Annotated in this window: 18 protein-coding genes; 9 read left to right on the forward strand and 9 right to left on the reverse strand. The window is 72.2% G+C overall.

What is annotated here, in order from left to right; all coding sequences use genetic code 11:
- Positions 1–49: 49 nt before the first annotated feature.
- Together ABGB10_RS08420 and ABGB10_RS08425 are read left to right on the forward strand one after the other, a co-directional pair.
- Positions 50–565, forward strand: a complete 516-nt coding sequence (locus ABGB10_RS08420) for an NUDIX domain-containing protein (RefSeq protein ID WP_347660286.1) — start codon at positions 50–52, stop codon at positions 563–565.
- 26 nt (positions 566–591) lie between these two features.
- On the forward strand, positions 592–1,833 hold the full coding sequence (locus ABGB10_RS08425) for a hypothetical protein (RefSeq protein WP_347660287.1): 1,242 nt from the start codon (positions 592–594) through the stop codon (positions 1,831–1,833).
- Here ABGB10_RS08425 and ABGB10_RS08430 read toward each other — a convergent pair whose 3' ends face one another.
- Positions 1,834–2,598 (reverse strand): SDR family oxidoreductase, encoded by a 765-nt coding sequence (locus tag ABGB10_RS08430; RefSeq protein WP_347660288.1) that lies wholly within the window; start codon positions 2,596–2,598, stop codon positions 1,834–1,836.
- 71 nt (positions 2,599–2,669) lie between these two features.
- On the opposite strand from ABGB10_RS08430, the gene ABGB10_RS08435 reads away from it, so the two are divergent.
- Positions 2,670–3,308, forward strand: a complete 639-nt coding sequence (locus ABGB10_RS08435; protein ID WP_347660289.1) for a helix-turn-helix domain-containing protein — start codon at positions 2,670–2,672, stop codon at positions 3,306–3,308.
- A gap of 10 nt (positions 3,309–3,318) precedes the next feature.
- On the opposite strand, the gene ABGB10_RS08440 is transcribed toward ABGB10_RS08435, so the two are convergent.
- The 6 genes from ABGB10_RS08440 to ABGB10_RS08465 form a co-directional block, all read right to left on the reverse strand.
- The gene (locus tag ABGB10_RS08440; RefSeq protein ID WP_347660290.1) at positions 3,319–4,467 is read right to left on the reverse strand and encodes an FUSC family protein; all 1,149 of its coding nucleotides are present in this window, start codon (positions 4,465–4,467) and stop codon (positions 3,319–3,321) included.
- A 99-nt stretch (positions 4,468–4,566) separates the two neighbouring features.
- Positions 4,567–4,977: a DUF2267 domain-containing protein gene (locus ABGB10_RS08445; protein WP_347660291.1), complete on the reverse strand. Its 411-nt coding sequence runs from the start codon at positions 4,975–4,977 to the stop codon at positions 4,567–4,569.
- Positions 4,978–5,019: 42 nt separating this feature from the next.
- Entirely contained in the window at positions 5,020–5,418 is a 399-nt protein-coding gene (locus ABGB10_RS08450) for an NUDIX domain-containing protein (RefSeq protein WP_347660292.1), read from the reverse strand.
- A gap of 55 nt (positions 5,419–5,473) precedes the next feature.
- A complete protein-coding gene (locus ABGB10_RS08455) occupies positions 5,474–6,769 on the reverse strand; it encodes a hypothetical protein (RefSeq protein WP_347660478.1) in 1,296 nt (431 codons plus the stop codon).
- Positions 6,770–6,837: 68 nt separating this feature from the next.
- The gene (locus ABGB10_RS08460; RefSeq protein ID WP_347660293.1) at positions 6,838–7,659 is read right to left on the reverse strand and encodes a sugar phosphate isomerase/epimerase family protein; all 822 of its coding nucleotides are present in this window, start codon (positions 7,657–7,659) and stop codon (positions 6,838–6,840) included.
- Complete coding sequence (locus ABGB10_RS08465; RefSeq protein ID WP_347660294.1) at positions 7,659–8,696, reverse strand: zinc-binding dehydrogenase; 1,038 nt, start codon at positions 8,694–8,696, stop codon at positions 7,659–7,661. The genes ABGB10_RS08460 and ABGB10_RS08465 overlap by 1 nt, the downstream gene beginning before the upstream one ends.
- A 116-nt stretch (positions 8,697–8,812) precedes the next feature.
- Between ABGB10_RS08465 and ABGB10_RS08470 the strand changes: the two genes are divergently transcribed.
- From ABGB10_RS08470 to ABGB10_RS08485, 4 genes are read left to right on the forward strand one after another with little or no spacing between them, the layout of a single operon-like run.
- A complete protein-coding gene (locus ABGB10_RS08470; RefSeq protein ID WP_347660295.1) occupies positions 8,813–10,207 on the forward strand; it encodes an extracellular solute-binding protein in 1,395 nt (464 codons plus the stop codon).
- On the forward strand, positions 10,204–11,160 hold the full coding sequence (locus tag ABGB10_RS08475; protein ID WP_347660296.1) for a sugar ABC transporter permease: 957 nt from the start codon (positions 10,204–10,206) through the stop codon (positions 11,158–11,160). The genes ABGB10_RS08470 and ABGB10_RS08475 overlap by 4 nt, the downstream gene beginning before the upstream one ends.
- Positions 11,160–12,026 (forward strand): carbohydrate ABC transporter permease, encoded by an 867-nt coding sequence (locus ABGB10_RS08480; protein WP_347660297.1) that lies wholly within the window; start codon positions 11,160–11,162, stop codon positions 12,024–12,026. The genes ABGB10_RS08475 and ABGB10_RS08480 overlap by 1 nt, the downstream gene beginning before the upstream one ends.
- A gap of 45 nt (positions 12,027–12,071) precedes the next feature.
- Positions 12,072–12,677 (forward strand): class I SAM-dependent methyltransferase, encoded by a 606-nt coding sequence (locus ABGB10_RS08485; RefSeq protein WP_347660298.1) that lies wholly within the window; start codon positions 12,072–12,074, stop codon positions 12,675–12,677.
- Positions 12,678–12,802: 125 nt separating this feature from the next.
- Here ABGB10_RS08485 and eccB read toward each other — a convergent pair whose 3' ends face one another.
- On the reverse strand, positions 12,803–14,179 hold the full coding sequence (gene eccB / locus ABGB10_RS08490; protein ID WP_347660299.1) for a type VII secretion protein EccB: 1,377 nt from the start codon (positions 14,177–14,179) through the stop codon (positions 12,803–12,805).
- Between the two features lie 130 nt (positions 14,180–14,309).
- Between eccB and ABGB10_RS08495 the strand changes: the two genes are divergently transcribed.
- Positions 14,310–15,029 carry a spermidine synthase gene (locus tag ABGB10_RS08495; protein WP_347660300.1) on the forward strand — a complete coding sequence of 240 codons (720 nt, stop codon included), beginning with the start codon at positions 14,310–14,312 and terminating at the stop codon, positions 15,027–15,029.
- A gap of 134 nt (positions 15,030–15,163) precedes the next feature.
- Positions 15,164–15,340, forward strand: a complete 177-nt coding sequence (locus tag ABGB10_RS08500; protein WP_347660301.1) for a hypothetical protein — start codon at positions 15,164–15,166, stop codon at positions 15,338–15,340.
- A gap of 4 nt (positions 15,341–15,344) precedes the next feature.
- On the opposite strand, the gene ABGB10_RS08505 is transcribed toward ABGB10_RS08500, so the two are convergent.
- Positions 15,345–17,147, reverse strand: coding sequence for an acyl-CoA dehydrogenase (locus tag ABGB10_RS08505; protein WP_347660302.1), 1,803 nt, complete (start codon positions 17,145–17,147; stop codon positions 15,345–15,347).
- Positions 17,148–17,259: the final 112 nt, after the last annotated feature.

Raw genomic sequence — 17,259 nt, forward strand, 5'->3', positions numbered from 1 at the left:
GCGGGCAGCCTACCCGCCGCCCGAGCAGGCGGTGCGACAGACTGGCCCGATGAACGAGGTGCCCCGCGACCTGCCGATCCTGGAACGACGCGCGGTGCGGGTGGTGGTCACGGACAGCATCGACCGGGTGTTGCTGTTCCACACCCGCGACCCCGACCATCCTCGGCTGGGCACCTGGTGGGAGCTGCCGGGTGGTGGCATGGATCCCGGGGAGACCTATCGCGACACCGCGGTGCGGGAGCTGCGCGAGGAGACCGGGATCGTGGTCGCCGCCGACCAGGTCGGGGCGCCGACCTGGCGTCGGCGGGCGAGCTTCCTGCACCGTCAGGTGCGGCACGTGCAGGACGAGGTCGTCGTCACCGTACGGCTGGCGAGTCTCGGTCCCGACGTGGACGAGGCACACCGGCTCGACTACGAGCGGGAGGACTACTTCGGCTTCCGCTGGTGGCCGCTGGCGGAGGTGGTCGCCAGCACGGAACGGTTCTATCCCGGGCAGCTTCCCCGGCTGATCACGTCCTTCCTCGACGGCGAGGAGATCGACGAGCCGTTCGAGCTGTGGTCCTGAGCCGGGCCGAAGGGCACAGTAGGGGCATGACGACCGATCTGCACGGGCCGCTGTCCGCGTACGCCGCACGGCTGCACGCCACGGCCGGCAACCGGCACCACGTCGCCTCCCCGCTGGGTGCCTGGCTGCTCCTCGCGGTCTGCGCGACCACGGCCGCCGACAGCGACCCGGCCGCCGAGGACCTGGCCCGTGCCCTGGGCACCGACCTGGCGGGTGCCGCCGAGGCCGCCCGGGCGCTGCTCGACGCGCCGCACCCGCTGGTCAGGTCCGCCACCGCGCTCTGGCAACGGTCAGCGCGGGGCGACGTCGGGTCGACCGGGTGGCGGGCCGCGTTGCCCAGGACCACCGAGGTCGGCGTGCTGCCCGATCAGGCCGGCCTGGACGCCTGGGCGCGCGAGCACACCGACGGTCTGATCGAGACGTTTCCACTGAAGGTCGGCCCGGACGTGCTCTTCGCCCTCGCCAGCGCCCTGGCCACCCGGGTGTCCTGGGCGACCCCGTTCGACGTCGCCGAGGCCCGCGCCCTCGGCGGCGGCAGCCCGTGGGCGCGCCAGCTACGGCGTGCGCTGCGCAGTCCGAGCCACGGCCACCGGTGCGCGATCGTGTCGACCACGCGGGTCGGTGACGTGATCGTGCACGGCGCGCCGGCCCAGACGACCGACGGCGCGGGGTTGGTGGTCCTCTCGGTGGCGGCCGCGCCGCAGGTGCCGCCGACCGAGGTGCTGGCCGTCGCGTACGACCTCAGTGCCGGCGCGGCCGACGGCACGCCACCGGCCGGTGCCCGCTCGCTGTTCGACCTGCCGCTCGGCGAAACTCCGCTCTGGACGGTGAGCGAGGAACGGACGCGGACCCGGGCCCGCGACGGCCGCGAGGAGCGACACCATGCCGTGCTCCCCTGCTGGTCGGCCCGTAGCGAACACGACCTGGCCGCCCCGACGCTCGGCTTCCCGGCCGCGACCGCGACGCTGGCGAGGACGCTGGCCACACCTGTGGACGGCTTCGAGGCCCGGCAGTCGGCCGTGGCCCGCTTCCACCGGTACGGCTTCGAGGCGGCGGCGGTGACCGGCATGTTCGGGGTGACCAGTCTGCCGCCCGAGGGTCTCGCGCGCACCGCCGAGCTGCGCTTCGGTAACCCGTACGCGGTGGTGGCCGTCGCCACCGACACGCGGACCGGTGGTGTCACCGGGCCGTGGCACGGCCTGCCGGTCTTCTCCGCCTGGATCAGCGAGCCGGAGGACCTGCCCGAGGTCGACGCCACCGACCGGTGATCAGAAGCGCGGGCCGAGGAACAGGCCGCCACTCGCGTCGATGACCTGGCCGGTGATCCAGCGCCCGGCGTCGGAGGCGAGGAACGCGACCACCTCGGCGACGTCGTCGGGTGTCCCCAACCGGTTCAGGGCGGTCGTCGCGGCGATGAGGTCGGCAAGGCCCGGCGGCTCGAAGGCCGCTCCGTTGGTCGCCGTGCGGGTGGCGCCGGGGGCCACCGCGTTCACGGTGATCCCGCGGACTCCGACCTGGTTCGCCAGGGTCATGCTCATCGTCTCGACCGCGGCCTTCGTCATGGCGAAGGACGTCTGCGTGGTGTTGGCCATCCGGGTCGCGGCCGACGAGATCGTGATGACGCGGCCGCCGTCGCGCAGCAGTGACAACGCCCGCTGGGTGACGAAGTACGGCGCGCGCACGTTCACCGCGAAGAGGTGATCGAACTCCGCCCGCGTCGTGACACCGAGCGGGCCGGCCGGCGCGGTCGCCGCGTTGTTGACGAGGATGTCGAGTGGACGCCCGGCCAGGCCGGTCTCCACTCCCGCGAAGAGCGTCTCGACGTCGTCGTCCACGCCCAGCTCCGCCCGGACGGCGAGCGCGGTTCCACCGGAGCGTTCGATCTCGTCGACTGTCGCCGTCGCACCGTCCTCGTCCGTGCCGAAGTGTACGAAGACCATCGCGCCGTTCGCTGCCAGTCGGACCGCGATCGCCTGCCCGATGCCACGCGACGCGCCGGTCACCAGAGCCGTTGTGCCGGTCAGATCGCCCACGCCAACCACCTCACGCGTTTGTTAGTTACTACCAATCTGGTAGCGACTATCACTGAGGTAGTGTCTATCACATGCCCGACCAGCAGTCGACACTGCGCGCGCAACGCCGAGCCGAGACGCAACGCGCGATCCAGGCGCACGCGGTGCGGCTGTTCACCGAGCGCGGGTACGACGCCACCACCGTGAACGACGTCGCCGAGGCCGCGGGCGTGTCTCCCATGACCGTCTATCGACACTTCCCCACGAAGGAAGACCTCGTCCTCATCGACCAGCACGGCCAACTCGTCGCCGACCGGATCGCCGCGTCGCCCGCCACCCAGCCCCTGGTCCGCCGCATCGGCGCCGCGCTCGTCGAATCGACCACGACCCTGACCGACGGCCGTGGTGGGGGTGACCTGTCGGCGAACGGGCAGTTCCTGCTCGCCCGCCTCCGGCTCATGATCGCGACGCCGGCCCTGCGGGCCAAGCACCTCGACAACAACTACGCGCTCCAGCAGGCCATCGTCACCGCCCTCGGGGACGACACCACCGATCCCGATGCCGCGTTCCACGCCCACGCGGCGGCGAGCGCCTGCCTGGCCGCCATGCACACGGCACTCGTGCGTTGGGCCGAGGACGACGGACGAAGCGAGCTGCCCGACCTGATCGCGAAAGCCCTCGCCGCCGCCTTCGGCGACGACGTCGTCCAGGCCCGGCCAGACGCGCCCTGAGCCGCCAGGCTCACCCGCCTTCGTGGACGGAGGCTTCGCCGTCCTGTACCGCCTTGCGCACCTCGTCGTTCGCCGACGTCGCGTCGTAGCCGATCGCACGGAGAAGGTCGCTGGCAGCGGTACGGAGCTGGGTCACCACGGCGTCGCCGAACTCGTCGACGCCCTGGGCGCGGGCCCGGCCCGCCCGGTAGACGGCGTCGCGTACCGCCTGGTGGGTCCTCTCGGTCGGGCGCCCGGCGCGATGCTCGCGGCGCAGCAGTTCGACCGCGTCAGCGAGTCGTCCGACGCTGGCGGACAGGTCGGGGGGAATCCGCTCGCGGTACTGCAATGCCATCGCCGATCGGCGGGCGACTCCCCGGCTGTGTTCGATGACGCGTTCCACCTGCCGGCTCGCACGCGCGAACCGCTCCACGTCCTGCCGGCGCAACCACCGGGCGGGGGCGAGGCTGACCACCTCTTCGGCGCCGCTCAACGCCTGGTGCATCCGGTCCAACGCGGGACCCATGTCGCGGAGGAGATCCAGGGCGCGAATCGCCCGCGGCTGGTCCCCCGTTGTCAGTGCGCCGGACACCTCCCGCAGCTGACCGGCGAGCCGCTGATAGATCGGCGCCGCGTCCCGGTCGAGGATCCGCATCGGGTTCAGCGGCACCAGCAACGCGACCACCACGAGGCCCACCGCGCCGCCGACCATCGCCTCGACGATCCGCGGCCATTCGAGGTTGTTCTGAGCCGGGGCCAGGGTCGCGAGCAGCACCGCCGTACCGCCGGCCTGGCCAACGGCAGCCCCACTGCGCCCGAACAGCACGAGCGTCGCGAGGACGGCAGATCCGACGACGAATCCGGTCTGCCAGAACCCGGTGCCCAGAAAACTCAACAGGAGGTCGGTGGTGGCGATGCCGAGGCCGACACCGAGCAGCAGTTCGATGGTCCGGTGGGCGCGTTGGCCGAGCGCGGCGACGATCGTGCCCACAGCGGCGGAGGGGGCGAAGATCGGCGCGGGGTTGCCCAGCAGGTCGTGCCCGATCGACCAGGCCAGGGCCGCGGCCAGCCCGGCCTGCGCCGAGATGACCAGGGCGGCCTCCAACTGGCTGAGTCGCAGGCGGCCCGCCCGGCCACCGCGACCGCGGATCTGCGCGACGGCCGCCTTGACGCTTTTCACCGAGCACTCGTACCACGCCGCGGCTCCCGATCAATTCGAGTTCACGCTAATCGGGGTGTCCGGCACGAGGCGGGCCCGCCTTCACGGCACGCGAGTGGATCACACAGGGCCTGGTCTGCCGCCGTCGTCGCGCGGCAGTCGCGCCACCATCTCGCGAAACTCCCGTACGGTCATCGCCTCGCGCAGGGTCGCGAAGACAGCTCCGGTTCCGGCCCGGGCGGCGACCGGGTCCACCCCGGCACGCTGCTCCACCCGGCGAAGGAACTCCGCAGGGCCGTCGTCCGGGGGCGGCGGAACCTCGGCGCCGCCGTCGACCGGGGCCGGGCCGGTCAGATACCCGCCGACGTTGTTCGGAAGGTGGCCCACGAGGTCGTCGGGCGCGCCGCCGGTCACCCGTTCGGCCATCGTCTGGAGGACGGCGCGGGCGAGCGCGGCGGCCTGCTCGGTCGGCAGGCCGGACCGCCGGGACACCGCGTCGATGAAGTACGGAAAGCCGTCGCCGTCGGTCACGTCCGGGCGGTTACCCCCGGCCGGCCTCGACAAACTGTGCCGTCAGCGCAGCAGGTCCTCCGCCAGCAGGTGGTCGAAGATGATCTGGTCGACAGCAGAGGTCCGGTGCCGGTCGGCGTAGCCGAGCCAGGCCATCTCGGCGATCTCGCTGGCCGGCTGTAGTCGCCCCTGGTAGCCGGCCCGGTAGCAGGTCATCCGTACGGTGACGCCGGTCGCGTGGCTGTGCGCCTGAGCGGTGAAGGTGCCCAGGTGCATCGCGCCGCGCACGTCCACCTCGACGCTCAACTCCTCGTGGATCTCCCGACGCAGGGTCTGCAGGTCGGTCTCGCCCGACTCGCGCTTGCCACCGGGCAGATACCAGACGTCCTTGCCCTCCGACCGCGTACTCAGTACCCGTCCGTCCTCGATGAGGATCCAGGCCACCTTGTCGATCTCGCGCACGATGTTCCTTCCGGCCGGCGGACCGGGCACGCTACCACCAGTGGCCGGGGCGGACTCACCCGGTCAGCAGGTCGACCAGCAGCGCGGCGGTCCAGCTGAACGCCGGTGAGCCCAGTCCGACGCCGGTGTCCGGATGGAAGTACTCGTGGCAGCCGGCCCCGGCGACCAGACCGATCATCGAGTGGCGCAGCCCGGCGGCCAGTTCCGGATGCCCGTGGGTGAGCAGCCCGCGCCGGACCAGCCAGCCGATGTTCAACCAGCTCGGCCCGCGCCAGTAGCGCAGCGGCTCGAAGTCGGGCGCGGTGCGGTCGTAGGTGGGCAACGGCCGGTCCATCCGCCGGGCCACCCCGAAGCGCGCCGACCGGGCCTCGACCACCAGCGCGTCGACGTGGCGGGTTGGCAGGTCGGGCAGGATCAGCGGAGTCAGCCCGAGCACGGTACGGGCGCCGACCAGCCGGTCGGTGCGCAGGTCCCGGGGTTGGAACGTGCCGGTGACCGGGTCGAAGAGCCGTCGTACCAGCGCTTCGGTGATCCGGGCGGCGCGGGCCCGGTGGGGCTCGGGGTCGTGACCGAGGAGCGCGGCGATCTCGGCAAGCGCGTGCTCGGCGGACCCGAAGGCCGCGTTGAACAGCGGACACTCGACCAGGAACGGATGGTCGGCGGCGAGGTCGCGGTCGGCGTAGCCGTGCTCACGGTAGGCGGCGACGATCGCCAGGTATCGCGCGTAGTCCAGGTCCGTGGGGCGGTGCGCGGCGTCGGCGTGCGCGGTGTCGTGCCGACGGTACGCGCGCATCACCGCCGCCTCGGCTCCGACCGCTGCCATCGGCTCGTCCCAGGCGGGGCTGTTGTCCAACCCGGACTCCCACGGGTGCACGATGCAGACCAGCCCGTCGCCGGCCACGTCACGCCGGTCGGCCAGGTAGCGCTGTTGGGCGACCAGCGCGGGATACAGCCGGCGCAGCGCGTCCAGGCCGGACGACTCGGGTGCCCGCTGGTACGCCAGCCACGCGGCGAGCGCGTGCACCGGTGGCTGGACCAGGCCGGACGTGTCCACGCTGGGGGTGCCCTCGGCGTTGGCGGTGCGCCACATCTCCGGCCCGGGGAAGTACGCGCCGACCCGCAGCGCCGGGTTGAACACGATGTGCGGCACCCTCCCGTCGGCCCACTGGGCCCGGAACAGGCTCGTCAACTCGCGCCAGGCTCGTTCCGGGCGGACCTGGGCGAGCCCGATCGCGATGAACGCGGAGTCCCAGCTCCACTGGTGCGGGTAGAGCGTGCGCGACGGCACGGTGTGGTCGTGTTCCCAGTTGGCGTCGAGCGTGTCGACCGCGAGCCGGCGCAACCCGGCCAGGTCGGCCGGGCCACCCGTGCGGGTCACGGCGACGGTCCCGTCGACGCGCGTCGCCCCGGCGTCGTCGGTCACGCGGCGGCCCGCCGGGGCAGCGCGTGTCGCAGCACGGTGGCGGCCTCCTGCAGGGCCCGGACCGGGTCACCGCGCAGCCGGCACTCCAGGGCGAGCCAACCCCGGTAGTCCAGCTCCAGCAGGGTCCGCACCAGCGCCGGCCAGTCCAGGTGCCCCGCGCCCGGCTGGTACCGGTTGGAGTCGCTGACCTGCACGTGCCCGAGGTAGGGCGCGGCGGCGCGCAGCGCGAGGTGCACGTCGTCCTCCTCGATGTTCATGTGGAACGTGTCGGCGACCACCCGGACCGACGGCAGTGCGAGTGCGGCGCAGAGCGCGACCGCCTCGTCAAGCCGGTTGACCATGTGGTCCTCGTACCGGTTGAGGGGTTCCAGGAAGAGGGTGACCCCCTCGGCCTGGGCGTGCTCGCCCAGCTCGCCGAGGGCGTCGAGGAGGACCTGCCGGTCTCCGGCCGGCGGGCGGGGTGGCTCGAACGGCGGAAGCCGCCGGGAGAACATCCCCCAGGCGGCCGGGGTCATCACCCCGACGCCGCCCAGCTCGGCGATCACCGAGAGCTGGGAGCGCAGGTTCCGGACGGCGTCGGCGGAGCGATCTGGGTCGAAGTCGCCGATGAAGTGGTCCATCTCGACGCAGACGGTGGGCATCACCACCCCGGCGGCGCGGGCCCGGCGCAGCTCCGGCAACCGGTGGGCGAACGCGAGGTCGCCGCGACCGCGTAGTTCGATGCCCTGGTAGCCGAGGGCGGTCGCGAGGGCGTACTTCTGGATCAGGTTGGAGCCCGGCAGGAGTTGTTCCTGGCAGGCCAGCGCGATGGTGGTCATCAGAACCTCAGCACGACTTGGAGGACGTCACCGGCGCCGCGGTCGAGCAGCGCGAGGGCGTCGGCGACCGCGCTGGCGTCGACGATGTGGCTGACCAGCGGCAACGGATCGACGCTGCGGTCGGCCACCAGGTCCATGAAGGTCTGCGCGACCCGGTCCCCGGTCCACCGCCCGGCCATGCTCGGCGCGGGGGTGGGCCCGGAGACCTGGGCGGCCACCAGCTGGATGCGGTTGTGGTGGAACTCCTCGCCGAGGCCGAGCGCGTCGGCCTGGCCCTGGTAGAACCCGGCGGCGACGACCCGTCCGGCGTGTGCGGTGGATCGGATCGCCTCGTGCAGCGCCGGGTACGCGCCGGACAGCTCCAGGCAGACGTCCGCGCCCCGACCGTCGGTGCTCCGACGCAGCGTGGCGGCGGCGGATTCGGTACGGATGTCCACGGTGGTGGCCGCGCCGTATCGGGTGGCGTGTTCCAGCCGGGCGGGCACCGGGTCGACGGCCACCACCCGGGCCCCGGAGAGCACCGCGAGTCGGGTGGCGAGCAGCCCGATGACGCCCTGCCCGAAGACGCCGACCCAGTCGCCGAGGTGCAGGTCGCCCGCGAGCACGGCGGTGAGGGCGATGGCCCCGGGGCGGGCGAAGACCGCGGCGAGCGGGTCCAACCCGGCGGGGAGCGGACGGACCGTCTCGGCGGCGAGCACGGCCTCGGCCCGGTGTCCCCAGATGCCCCAGACCAGCTGTCCCGGGTGCCGGCCGGTGACCTCCGGCGCGACCTCGACGATCTCACCGACCTCTTCGTAGCCGAAGCCGATCAGGGGGTAGGGCACCGGCTTCTGTCGGGGGACGAACATCCGGGCGGCGTCGTCCCAGTCCTTGCTGAGCCGGGGGTTGCTGCCCCGGTAGAGGGTCAGCTCGGTGCCGGCGGAGATGCCCGAGTAGCAGGTGCGGACGCGAACCTGGCCGGGGCCGAGCGGATCCGGGGGGTAGGGCTCGAGGCTGATCCGTCGAGGCCCGGCGAGAGAGACAACCCAGTTGACCATGAGTCACATCCCGGTAGCACTGGGCTCCAGGATAGACACAAAATCGCCATATGTCTTGCTATTGATCAATCGAAGGCGTTGAATCCGTCATGTACCCTTCGAGAGGAGTGCCACTGATGTCAGCACCTCCGAGGCGGATACTCGCCACCACCCTGATCCTGGCACTGACCACGTCCACCCTGCTGGCCTGCGGCGACGACAAGTCGGACAGCAACAGCAAGAAGATCACCGTCTGGAGCCTGGAGGACGTCGCCGACCGGGTGACCGCCACCAAGGCGATCATCGCGGACTTCACCGCGAAGACCGGCATCCAGGTCGACCTCGTGACCGTCAACGAGGACCAGTTCCCGTCTCTGATCGCCGCAAACGCCGCCGCCGGCGACCTTCCCGACGTGGTCGGGTCGGTCTCCCTCGCCGGCATCCGGACCCTCGCCGGGAACGAGCTGCTGCACACCTCGGCGAACGCGGAGGTCGTCGACAGGCTGGGCAGGCAGACGTTCTCACCACGAGCGCTGGAGCTCACCTCCGACGACGGCACACAGCTCTCCGTGCCCAGCGACGGGTGGGGGCAGTTGCTCGTCTACCGCAAGGACCTGTTCGCCGCCGCCAACCTGCCCGCCCCCGACACGTACGAGCGGATCAGCGCCGCCGCGGCGGCGCTGAACACCGGAGGCGTCGCCGGGATCACCGCGGCGACCGCCCCCAGCGACGTGTTCACCCAGCAGACCTTCGAGCACCTGGCGCTGGCCAACGGCTGCCAGCTCACCGACGACTCGGGCGGGATCACCCTGGACTCGCCCCAGTGCGTCGAGGCGTTCCGCTTCTACGGCGACCTGATCCGCACCAGCTCGGTGAAAGGCGCGCAGGACGTGGACACCACCCGGGCCACCTACTTCGCCGGCAAGGCCGCCATGGTGATCTGGTCACCGTTCATCCTCGACGAGCTGGCCGGGTTACGTGACGACGCCAAGCCGACCTGCCCACAGTGCCAGGCCGACCCGGGGTTCCTCGCGAAGAACAGCGGGTTCGTCACCGCGATCAAGGGCCCGAACGGCACCGAGCCGGCCCAGTACGGCGAGATCAGCTCCTGGGCCGTGCTGGACGGCGCGGTGGCCGACCCGGCGAAGTCCTTCGTGGAGTACATGCTCGGGGACGGCTACCCGCGCTGGTTCGGCATGTCCCCCGAGGGCCGCTTCCCGGTCCGCAAGGGCACCCCGGCCGAGCCGGAGGCGTTCCTGACCGCCTGGAACGCCAGCCAGGCTGGCGTGGACGCGAAGAAGCCCCTCGCCGACGTGTACGGCGACGAGGTGCTGGCCACGCTGCGCCGCAGCCCGGACACCTTCCAGCGCTGGGGGCTCACCCAGGGGCAGGGCACGCTGGTCGGCGCCATGCTCGGTGAGCTACCGGTGCCCCGGGCGTTGACCGACGTCTACTCCGGCAAGTCCGACGCCTCGACCGCCGCCGGCCGGGCCAAGAAGGACGTCGAAGCCATCAAGGCGGGGGTCAATTGACCACCACCGCGCCCGGCCCCGGCCGCTCCCCCACCCGGGAGCGGCCGGCGCCACCCCGGCGCCGACCGTTGACCCTGCGCCGCCGCGAGTCCCGGGCCGGGCTCGCGCTTGTCGCACCGACCCTGCTCGTCACCATCGCGGTCATCGGCATCCCGATCGTGTGGACCGTGGTGCTCGCCTTCCAGCGGGTCCGACTCGCCACGCTGCGCAAGACCGGCCTGTTCGGCGAGTTCACCATGGACAACATCGACCGGGTGCTGCACACCCCCGGCTTCGCCGAGACACTGTGGGTCACGCTGATCTACAGCATCGGCGGCACCGTCGGGTCGATCCTGCTCGGCCTGGTCGCCGCGCTGGTGGTCCGCCGGCCGTTCCGGGGCCGCACCCTGGTCCGGGCGTCCATGCTGCTGCCGTACGTGGCACCGGTGGTCGCGGTGACGTTCGTCTGGCAGGTGATGCTCGACCCACAGCTCGGCATCGTCAACGCCTGGGGTCAACGCCTGCTCGGCTGGGACGCCCCGGTGCCGTTCCTGTCCCAGGAGTCGACCGCTCTGACCACCGTGATCGTGTTCGAGGCGTGGCGATACTTCCCGTTCGCGTTCCTGTTCCTACTGGCCCGACTCCAGGCCGTGCCCGGTGAGTTGGAGGAGGCCGCCCGCGTCGACGGTGCCACCCCCACCCAACGCTTCCGGCACATCCTGCTGCCCCAACTGCTGCCGGTGATCGCCCTGCTGGGCGTCCTGCGCTTCATCATGACGTTCAACAAGTTCGACGACGTCTACCTGCTCACCGGCGGCGCGGCGGGCACCGAGGTGGTCAGCGTACGGGTGTACGAGTTCCTCACCGCCCGTACCGACATCGGGGCGGCGGCCGCGCAGGCGGTCGTACTGGCCGTGGTGCTCATCGTGTTCGTGCTGATCTACCTGCGCTTCTTCGGACGAAGGGTGAACTGATGGACCGGGACGTCATCGAGACGGTGAGCCTGCGCTGGCTGCGCCGCCTGGTGATCGCCGCGTTCCTGGTGGTCACCGTCTTCCCCTTCTACTACATGCTGGTCCTCTCGGTGCGTCCCATCGAGCGGCTGCTGCTCGACCCCGGCGCACTGGTGGTCGGCTTCGGTGAGCTGACCGTGGCCACGTACGCCGAGGTCCTCAAGGCCACCGACGACGGCGGCCAGGGGTTCCTGACGTTCATCCGCAACAGCGGCCTCGTCGCGGTCGCGGCGACCGTGCTCACCCTGCTGGTGGCGATCCCCGGCGCGTACGCGGTGGCCCGGCTGCGGTTCTTCGGCCGACGGCAGGTGGACTTCCTGTTCCTGGCGGTCTACCTGTTCCCGTCGATCGTCATCGCGATCCCGCTGTTCGTGGCGTTCAGCCTTGCCAACCTGCGCGGCTCGCTGTTCGGCCTGGTGCTGGTCTACATCTCGCAGACCCTGCCGGTCTCGGTCTACATGCTGAGGAACTACTTCGAGACCATCCCGGTCAGCCTGGAGGAGTCCGCCGCCATCGACGGCGCCGGTCGGCTCGGCATCATCCGCCGGGTCAGCCTGCCCCTCGCCATGCCATCGGTCATGGCGGTCGCGCTCTACGACTTCATGATCGCCTGGAACGAGTTCCTCTTCGCCCTGCTGTTCCTGGTCGACAAACCCCACCGGTGGACGGTGTCGCTCGGGTTGTCGCAGCTCGCCGACGGGGTGGAGGTACCCAAGACGGTGCTGATGGCCGGATCGGTCGTCCTCACCCTGCCCATCGTGATCCTCTTCTTCGCCAGCGAGCGACTGCTCACCGAGGGGCTGACCAGCGGCGCGGAGAAGGGATGATCGGGTCCCCCGCCGCTCCCCCACCGGCCCGGTTACGGTGGCCACATGGCCAACCCGACCCGCTGGGCGACCGACACCGGCCCCGAGCACTCACAGTGGTACATCGACCGGTTCCGCACGTTGGCCGCAGAGGGAGTGGACCTGGCCGGCGAGGCCCGCCTGGTGGACACTCTGGTGGCGCCCGGCTCGCGGATCCTCGACGCCGGCAGCGGCACCGGCCGGGTCGGTGCCGCGCTGGCGCAGCGGGGGCACACCGTGGTGGGGGTGGACGCCGACCCGGCGCTGGTGGACGCCGCCCGCGCCGACCATCCCGGCCCGACCTGGCTGGTCGGCGACCTGGCCGAGCTGGACCTGCCCGCGTCGGGTGAGACGGAGCCGTTCGACGCGGCGGTGCTGGCCGGCAACGTCCTCGCCTTCGTCGCCGTCGGCACCGAACCGGAGGTGCTGCGCCGCGTCGCCGGCCACCTGCGGCCCGACGGGGTGCTGGCCGTGGGCTTCGGCACCGAGCGCGGCTACCCGCTGACCGCGTTCGACGCCGACGCGGTGGCCGCCGGGCTGCGCGTGGAGCACCGCTTCGCCACCTGGGACCTGCGCCCGTGGCGCGACGACGCCCCGTTCGCGGTGACCATCCTGCGCCGGCCGGCCGACTGACACCGCGCGGGCCGCGCGTTGCTTTCCGATGATCAAGAGGTTTGCGTCAGGCTCGCGCCAAGTTCTGACGCAAACCCCTTGATCACCGCCGCCACGGCGCCACGCCGCGGGCCGGCTTCGGGTGGTCAGTCTGGGGCGGCGACGGCCCGGGCGGCGGCCGGGTCCAGGGTCGCGCCGGCCGGCACCAGGCTGACCAGACCGGCCGGCAGCCGCAACGGGCGGACACTGCCGTAGCCGAGCATCGGCAGCACCTCACGGTCGGCCAGCACGTACCGTCGGCCCAGGTCGGTGACCACGGAGACCGCACCGCCGGTCGCGCCGGGCGCCGCGGCGGCCTCGACCACCGCGCCGCGCCCCGGCTCGACCAGCACATGGTCGGCCAGCACCGCGCCGCCGGTCGGCGCGGTGCGTGGCGAAGCCGCCAGGTCCCGCAGCGGTACGCCCCACCGCACCTCACCAACCCCGCCGTCGTCGGCGACGCGGGTGCAGAGCGCCCCGTCGCCGCCGGCCGCCAGCCGGGGTGGGGTCGGCGGCGGGGCGTTCTGGCCGGTCGGCGCGAGGTCGGGCACCGTGGGCAACGCGGCGAACTGGCCCAGGGTCATCGGCACCGGCGCGCCCTGCCCGGTGCGGGCCAGCAGCAACCCGGCCTGCAACTCGGTGATGCCGGCCAACCCGGCGTCGAGGGCCACCGCGTACTGCCGGCCGCCACCGGAGTTGCTCACCAGGTAGACCGTGCCGACGGCGGTGCCCGGCACACGGGTGGCGGGCCGGCCCAGCTCGGGCAGGTCGAGCGGGGCGAGGTCGGTGCCGGCCGGCAGCGAGTTGAGCAGGGCGGGCGCCACCGGCACAGCCTGCGCCCGGGTGGTGGCGAGCGCCGCCAGGACCCGGCTGGGATCGCGGACCAGGTAACGCCGTTGGTGCCAGACCAGGTGCAGACCGCCGTCGGGGTGGCGCAGCAGCAGCGCCTCGTCGCCCAACGGCCGACCGCCGTCGGGCTCGGTGCCGATCAGCAGCGCGGAGCGGGGCGCCTCGCCGGCGGGAACGGTCGAGCAGACCGTCCACGCCGCGGTGGCCAGCCGCCCGGGGGCGGGCAGCGAGTCGGGCGCGTCGGCGATGCCCAGCGGCAGACCGCGCGGCACGCCGTCGATCGTGCGTCGCGAGACCAGCACGGTCTTCGACCGGTCCGCGCCGAGGATGAGCAGCGCGGAGGCGTAGTTGAGCACCGGGTGCAGCTTCTGCTCGCGGTAGACGAACCGGGCGCCGGACTCCTTCTCCACGATCACCGCGCCCGGGTCACGCCAGCCCTTGCCACCACCGGCGAACAGGCCGTAGAGCGCGAAACCACCCAGCAGGATCACCGCGACCAGGACGCTGGCCAGACCCGCGCCAGCCAACCGTCGAAACGGTGACTGCGCGGGGTCGGTCTCCCGCATGACCAGGGCGGCGACCGCCCGTTGGACGCTGAACTGGTAGGAGTGCAGCTGGTCCTGCCGCGACGGCATAAGGTCCCTTCCGGTGGATCGGCCGGGCACAGGATATGCGCTGCGTCGATGTCCCGCGGACCCTGCGTGGCCGTCGACCGTGGGGCAACCGGTACCATCCGTGGACGAATCCGGCGGCGAGAGGGCACCCGTGGGCGCGCGTTTCGAGGAGCTGGCCTGGCGGGAGACCCCGATCGGCGCGATCAGCCTGCGCCGACGCCGGGACCCGGCACTGCAGGTCGAGGTGTACGAGGTCAAGCTCGACGACGAATACCTGATGTCCAGCCTCTTCCCGGTCGCGGAGATCGAGCTGGCCCGGCTGGGTCTCGCCGAGGTGGCCGGTGAGTCGATCGACGTGGTGGTCGGCGGTCTCGGCCTCGGATACACCGCCTGCGCGGCGTTGGGCGACCCGCGGGTGCGTTCGCTGCTGGTGGTCGAGGCGATCGAGGACGTGATCGACTGGCACCGGCGAGGGCTGCTGCCCTTCGCGGCGGGGCTCGCCGAGGATCCGCGGACCCGGTTCGTGCAGGCCGACTTCTTCGCGGCGGTCGCCGGTGACGTCGGCTTCGACGCCGAGGTGCCCGGGCGCCGGTTCGACGCGGTGCTGCTGGACGTCGACCACTCCCCGCGCAACGTCCTGCACCCCAGCCATGCCGCGTTCTATCCGCCGGCCGGTCTGCGCCGCCTGGCCGCCCTGCTGCGCCCCGAGGGCGTCTTCGCGCTCTGGTCGGACGACCCGCCGGACGCCGAGTTCACCGACGCGCTCACCGAGGTGTTCGCGAGCGTACGGGCGCACGTCGTGCCGTTCGCCAACCCGCTGACCGGCGGGGAGTCGGCCAATACCGTCTACGTGGCGCGGACCGGCCCCTGATCGACTCGGGTTTCCGGAAGTCGGCCATTCCGGCCTGATGGAACCCGAGTCGATCAATCGGCATGGTGTCGGCCGGACGGGGAACGTCGGGTCGAGCCGGCCCTACCAGGCGCGGCCGGTCACGGGAGGTCGAGATGCGCGCACTGCTCTGGGTCGTCGGCGTGGTCGCCGGCGTGCTCATCCTGCTCGGGTTGTTGCTCGAAGCGGTCCGCTGGCTGATCATCATCGGTGTGATCGCGCTGGTGATCGTGATCGTCTGGGGCGTCGTCAAGGGGCGGCAGGCGGTGCACCACCAGAGCCGACGGCGCTGACCGGTCAGAACCAGTCCGGCCGCATGTCGAGCGTGGTCCGGTCCCGGCTCTCCAGCAGGTCGAACTGTGGACCGGTGCGGGGCAGCTCGACCGCGAAGAAGTAGCGGGCGGCCTGTCGCTTGCCGGCGTGGAACGCGTCGCCGGCCCCCTCCGGCGGCAGCGCCACCACCTGTTCCAGCCACATCCACGCGATCACGACGTGCCCGACGGCCTCCAGGTAGGCACTGGCGTTGGCCAGCGCGAGCACCGGGTCACCGTCGGCCCACAGCCGGGCGGTGACCGCGGTGACCCGGTCCACCGTGTCGGCCAGCCGGTCCGCCAGACCGGCAGCCTCGCCACCGGCCTTACGGGCCCGCTCGACGGTGTCCTCGATCGTCGTGGTCAACAGCATGAGACCGGCGCCGCCCTGCATCGTCATCTTGCGGCCCAGCAGATCCAGCGCCTGGATGCCGTGCGTGCCCTCGTGGATCGGGTTGAGCCGGTTGTCCCGGTAGTGCTGCTCCACGTCGTGGTCCCGGGTGTAGCCGGCACCCCCGAGCACCTGGATCGCCAGGTCGTTGGCGGTCAGGCACCACTGCGACGGCCAGCTCTTGGTGATCGGGGTGAGCACGTCCAGCAGCAGGTGCGCGCGTTCGCGGTCCGCCTCGACGGGGGCGGTCTTCTGCTCGTCGAGCAGCCGGGCGCAGTAGAGCACCAGCGCCAGCGCCCCCTCCACGTAGCTCTTCTGCGCCAGCAGCATGCGGCGTACGTCGGGGTGGTCGATGATCGGCACCTGCGCCGCGGCGGGGTCCTTCGCAGCGACCGGCCGGCCCTGCGGCCTCTCCCGGGCGTACGCCAGGCTCTTGAGGTAGCCGGTGTAACCCAGCGCGGTGGCACCCGCCCCGACTCCGATCCGGGCCTCGTTCATCATGTGGAACATTTGCGCCAGACCCTGGTGCGGCGCCCCGACCAGCTGACCGACCGCACCGGCACGGCCGCCCGGGGTGTGCCCACCGTCGCCGAAGCTGAGCAGGGTGTTGGTGGTGCCCCGGAAACCCATCTTGTGGTTGAGCCCGGCCAGCACCACGTCGTTGCGCTCGCCGAGCGACCCGTCCGCGCCGACCAGCACCTTGGGCACGATGAACAGCGAGATGCCCTTCACTCCGGGCGGCCCGCCGGGGATCCGCGCCAGGACCAGGTGCACGATGTTCTCGGCCAACTCGTGGTCCCCACCGGAGATCCACATCTTCATGCCGAAGAGCCGGTACGAGCCGTCGGCCTGGGGCTCGGCGCGGGTGGTGATGTCGGCCAGCGAGCTGCCCGCGTGCGGCTCGGACAGGCACATGGTGCCGAAGAACCGGCCGTCCAGCATCGGCCGGACGTAGGTGTCCACCTGCTCGGCGGTTCCGTGCGCCAGCAACAGGTTGACGTTGCCCAGGGTCAGGAACGGGTACGCCGAGGTGGCCACATTGGCCGCCTGGAACCAGGTGAAGCAGGCCGCCGCGACCGCGTGCGGCAGTTGCAGGCCGCCGACCGAGGCGTCCAGCGCGGCGGTGAGCAGGCCCGTCTCGGCGAAGCTGTCCAGCGCGGCGCGAACCTGCGGGATCAGCCGTACGCGCTGCCCGTCGAAGGTGGGCTCGGCGAGGTCCGCGGCCCGGTTGTGCGGGGCGAACTGTTCGGTGGCCACCTGCTCGGCGAGGTCGAGTGCGTCGTCGAACGTCTCCCGGGAGTGCTCCGCGTAGCGAGGACGCTCGACGAGTTGGGACACCCGCAGCCAGTCGTGCAGCAGGAAGTCGAGGTCGCGGCGGGAGAGCAGGGTGGACGGCACGGCACTCCTCAGCGGGCACGGGGGTGGGACGGGCCGGGACGACTGCCCACGGTCGCCCCGGCCCCATCCTGGCGGATCGACCGGGCCCACACCACCGGCGCGGGCAGCGCGG

This window comes from Micromonospora sp. B9E7 (assembly GCF_039871815.1).
Taxonomy (GTDB): Bacteria; Actinomycetota; Actinomycetes; order Mycobacteriales; family Micromonosporaceae; genus Micromonospora.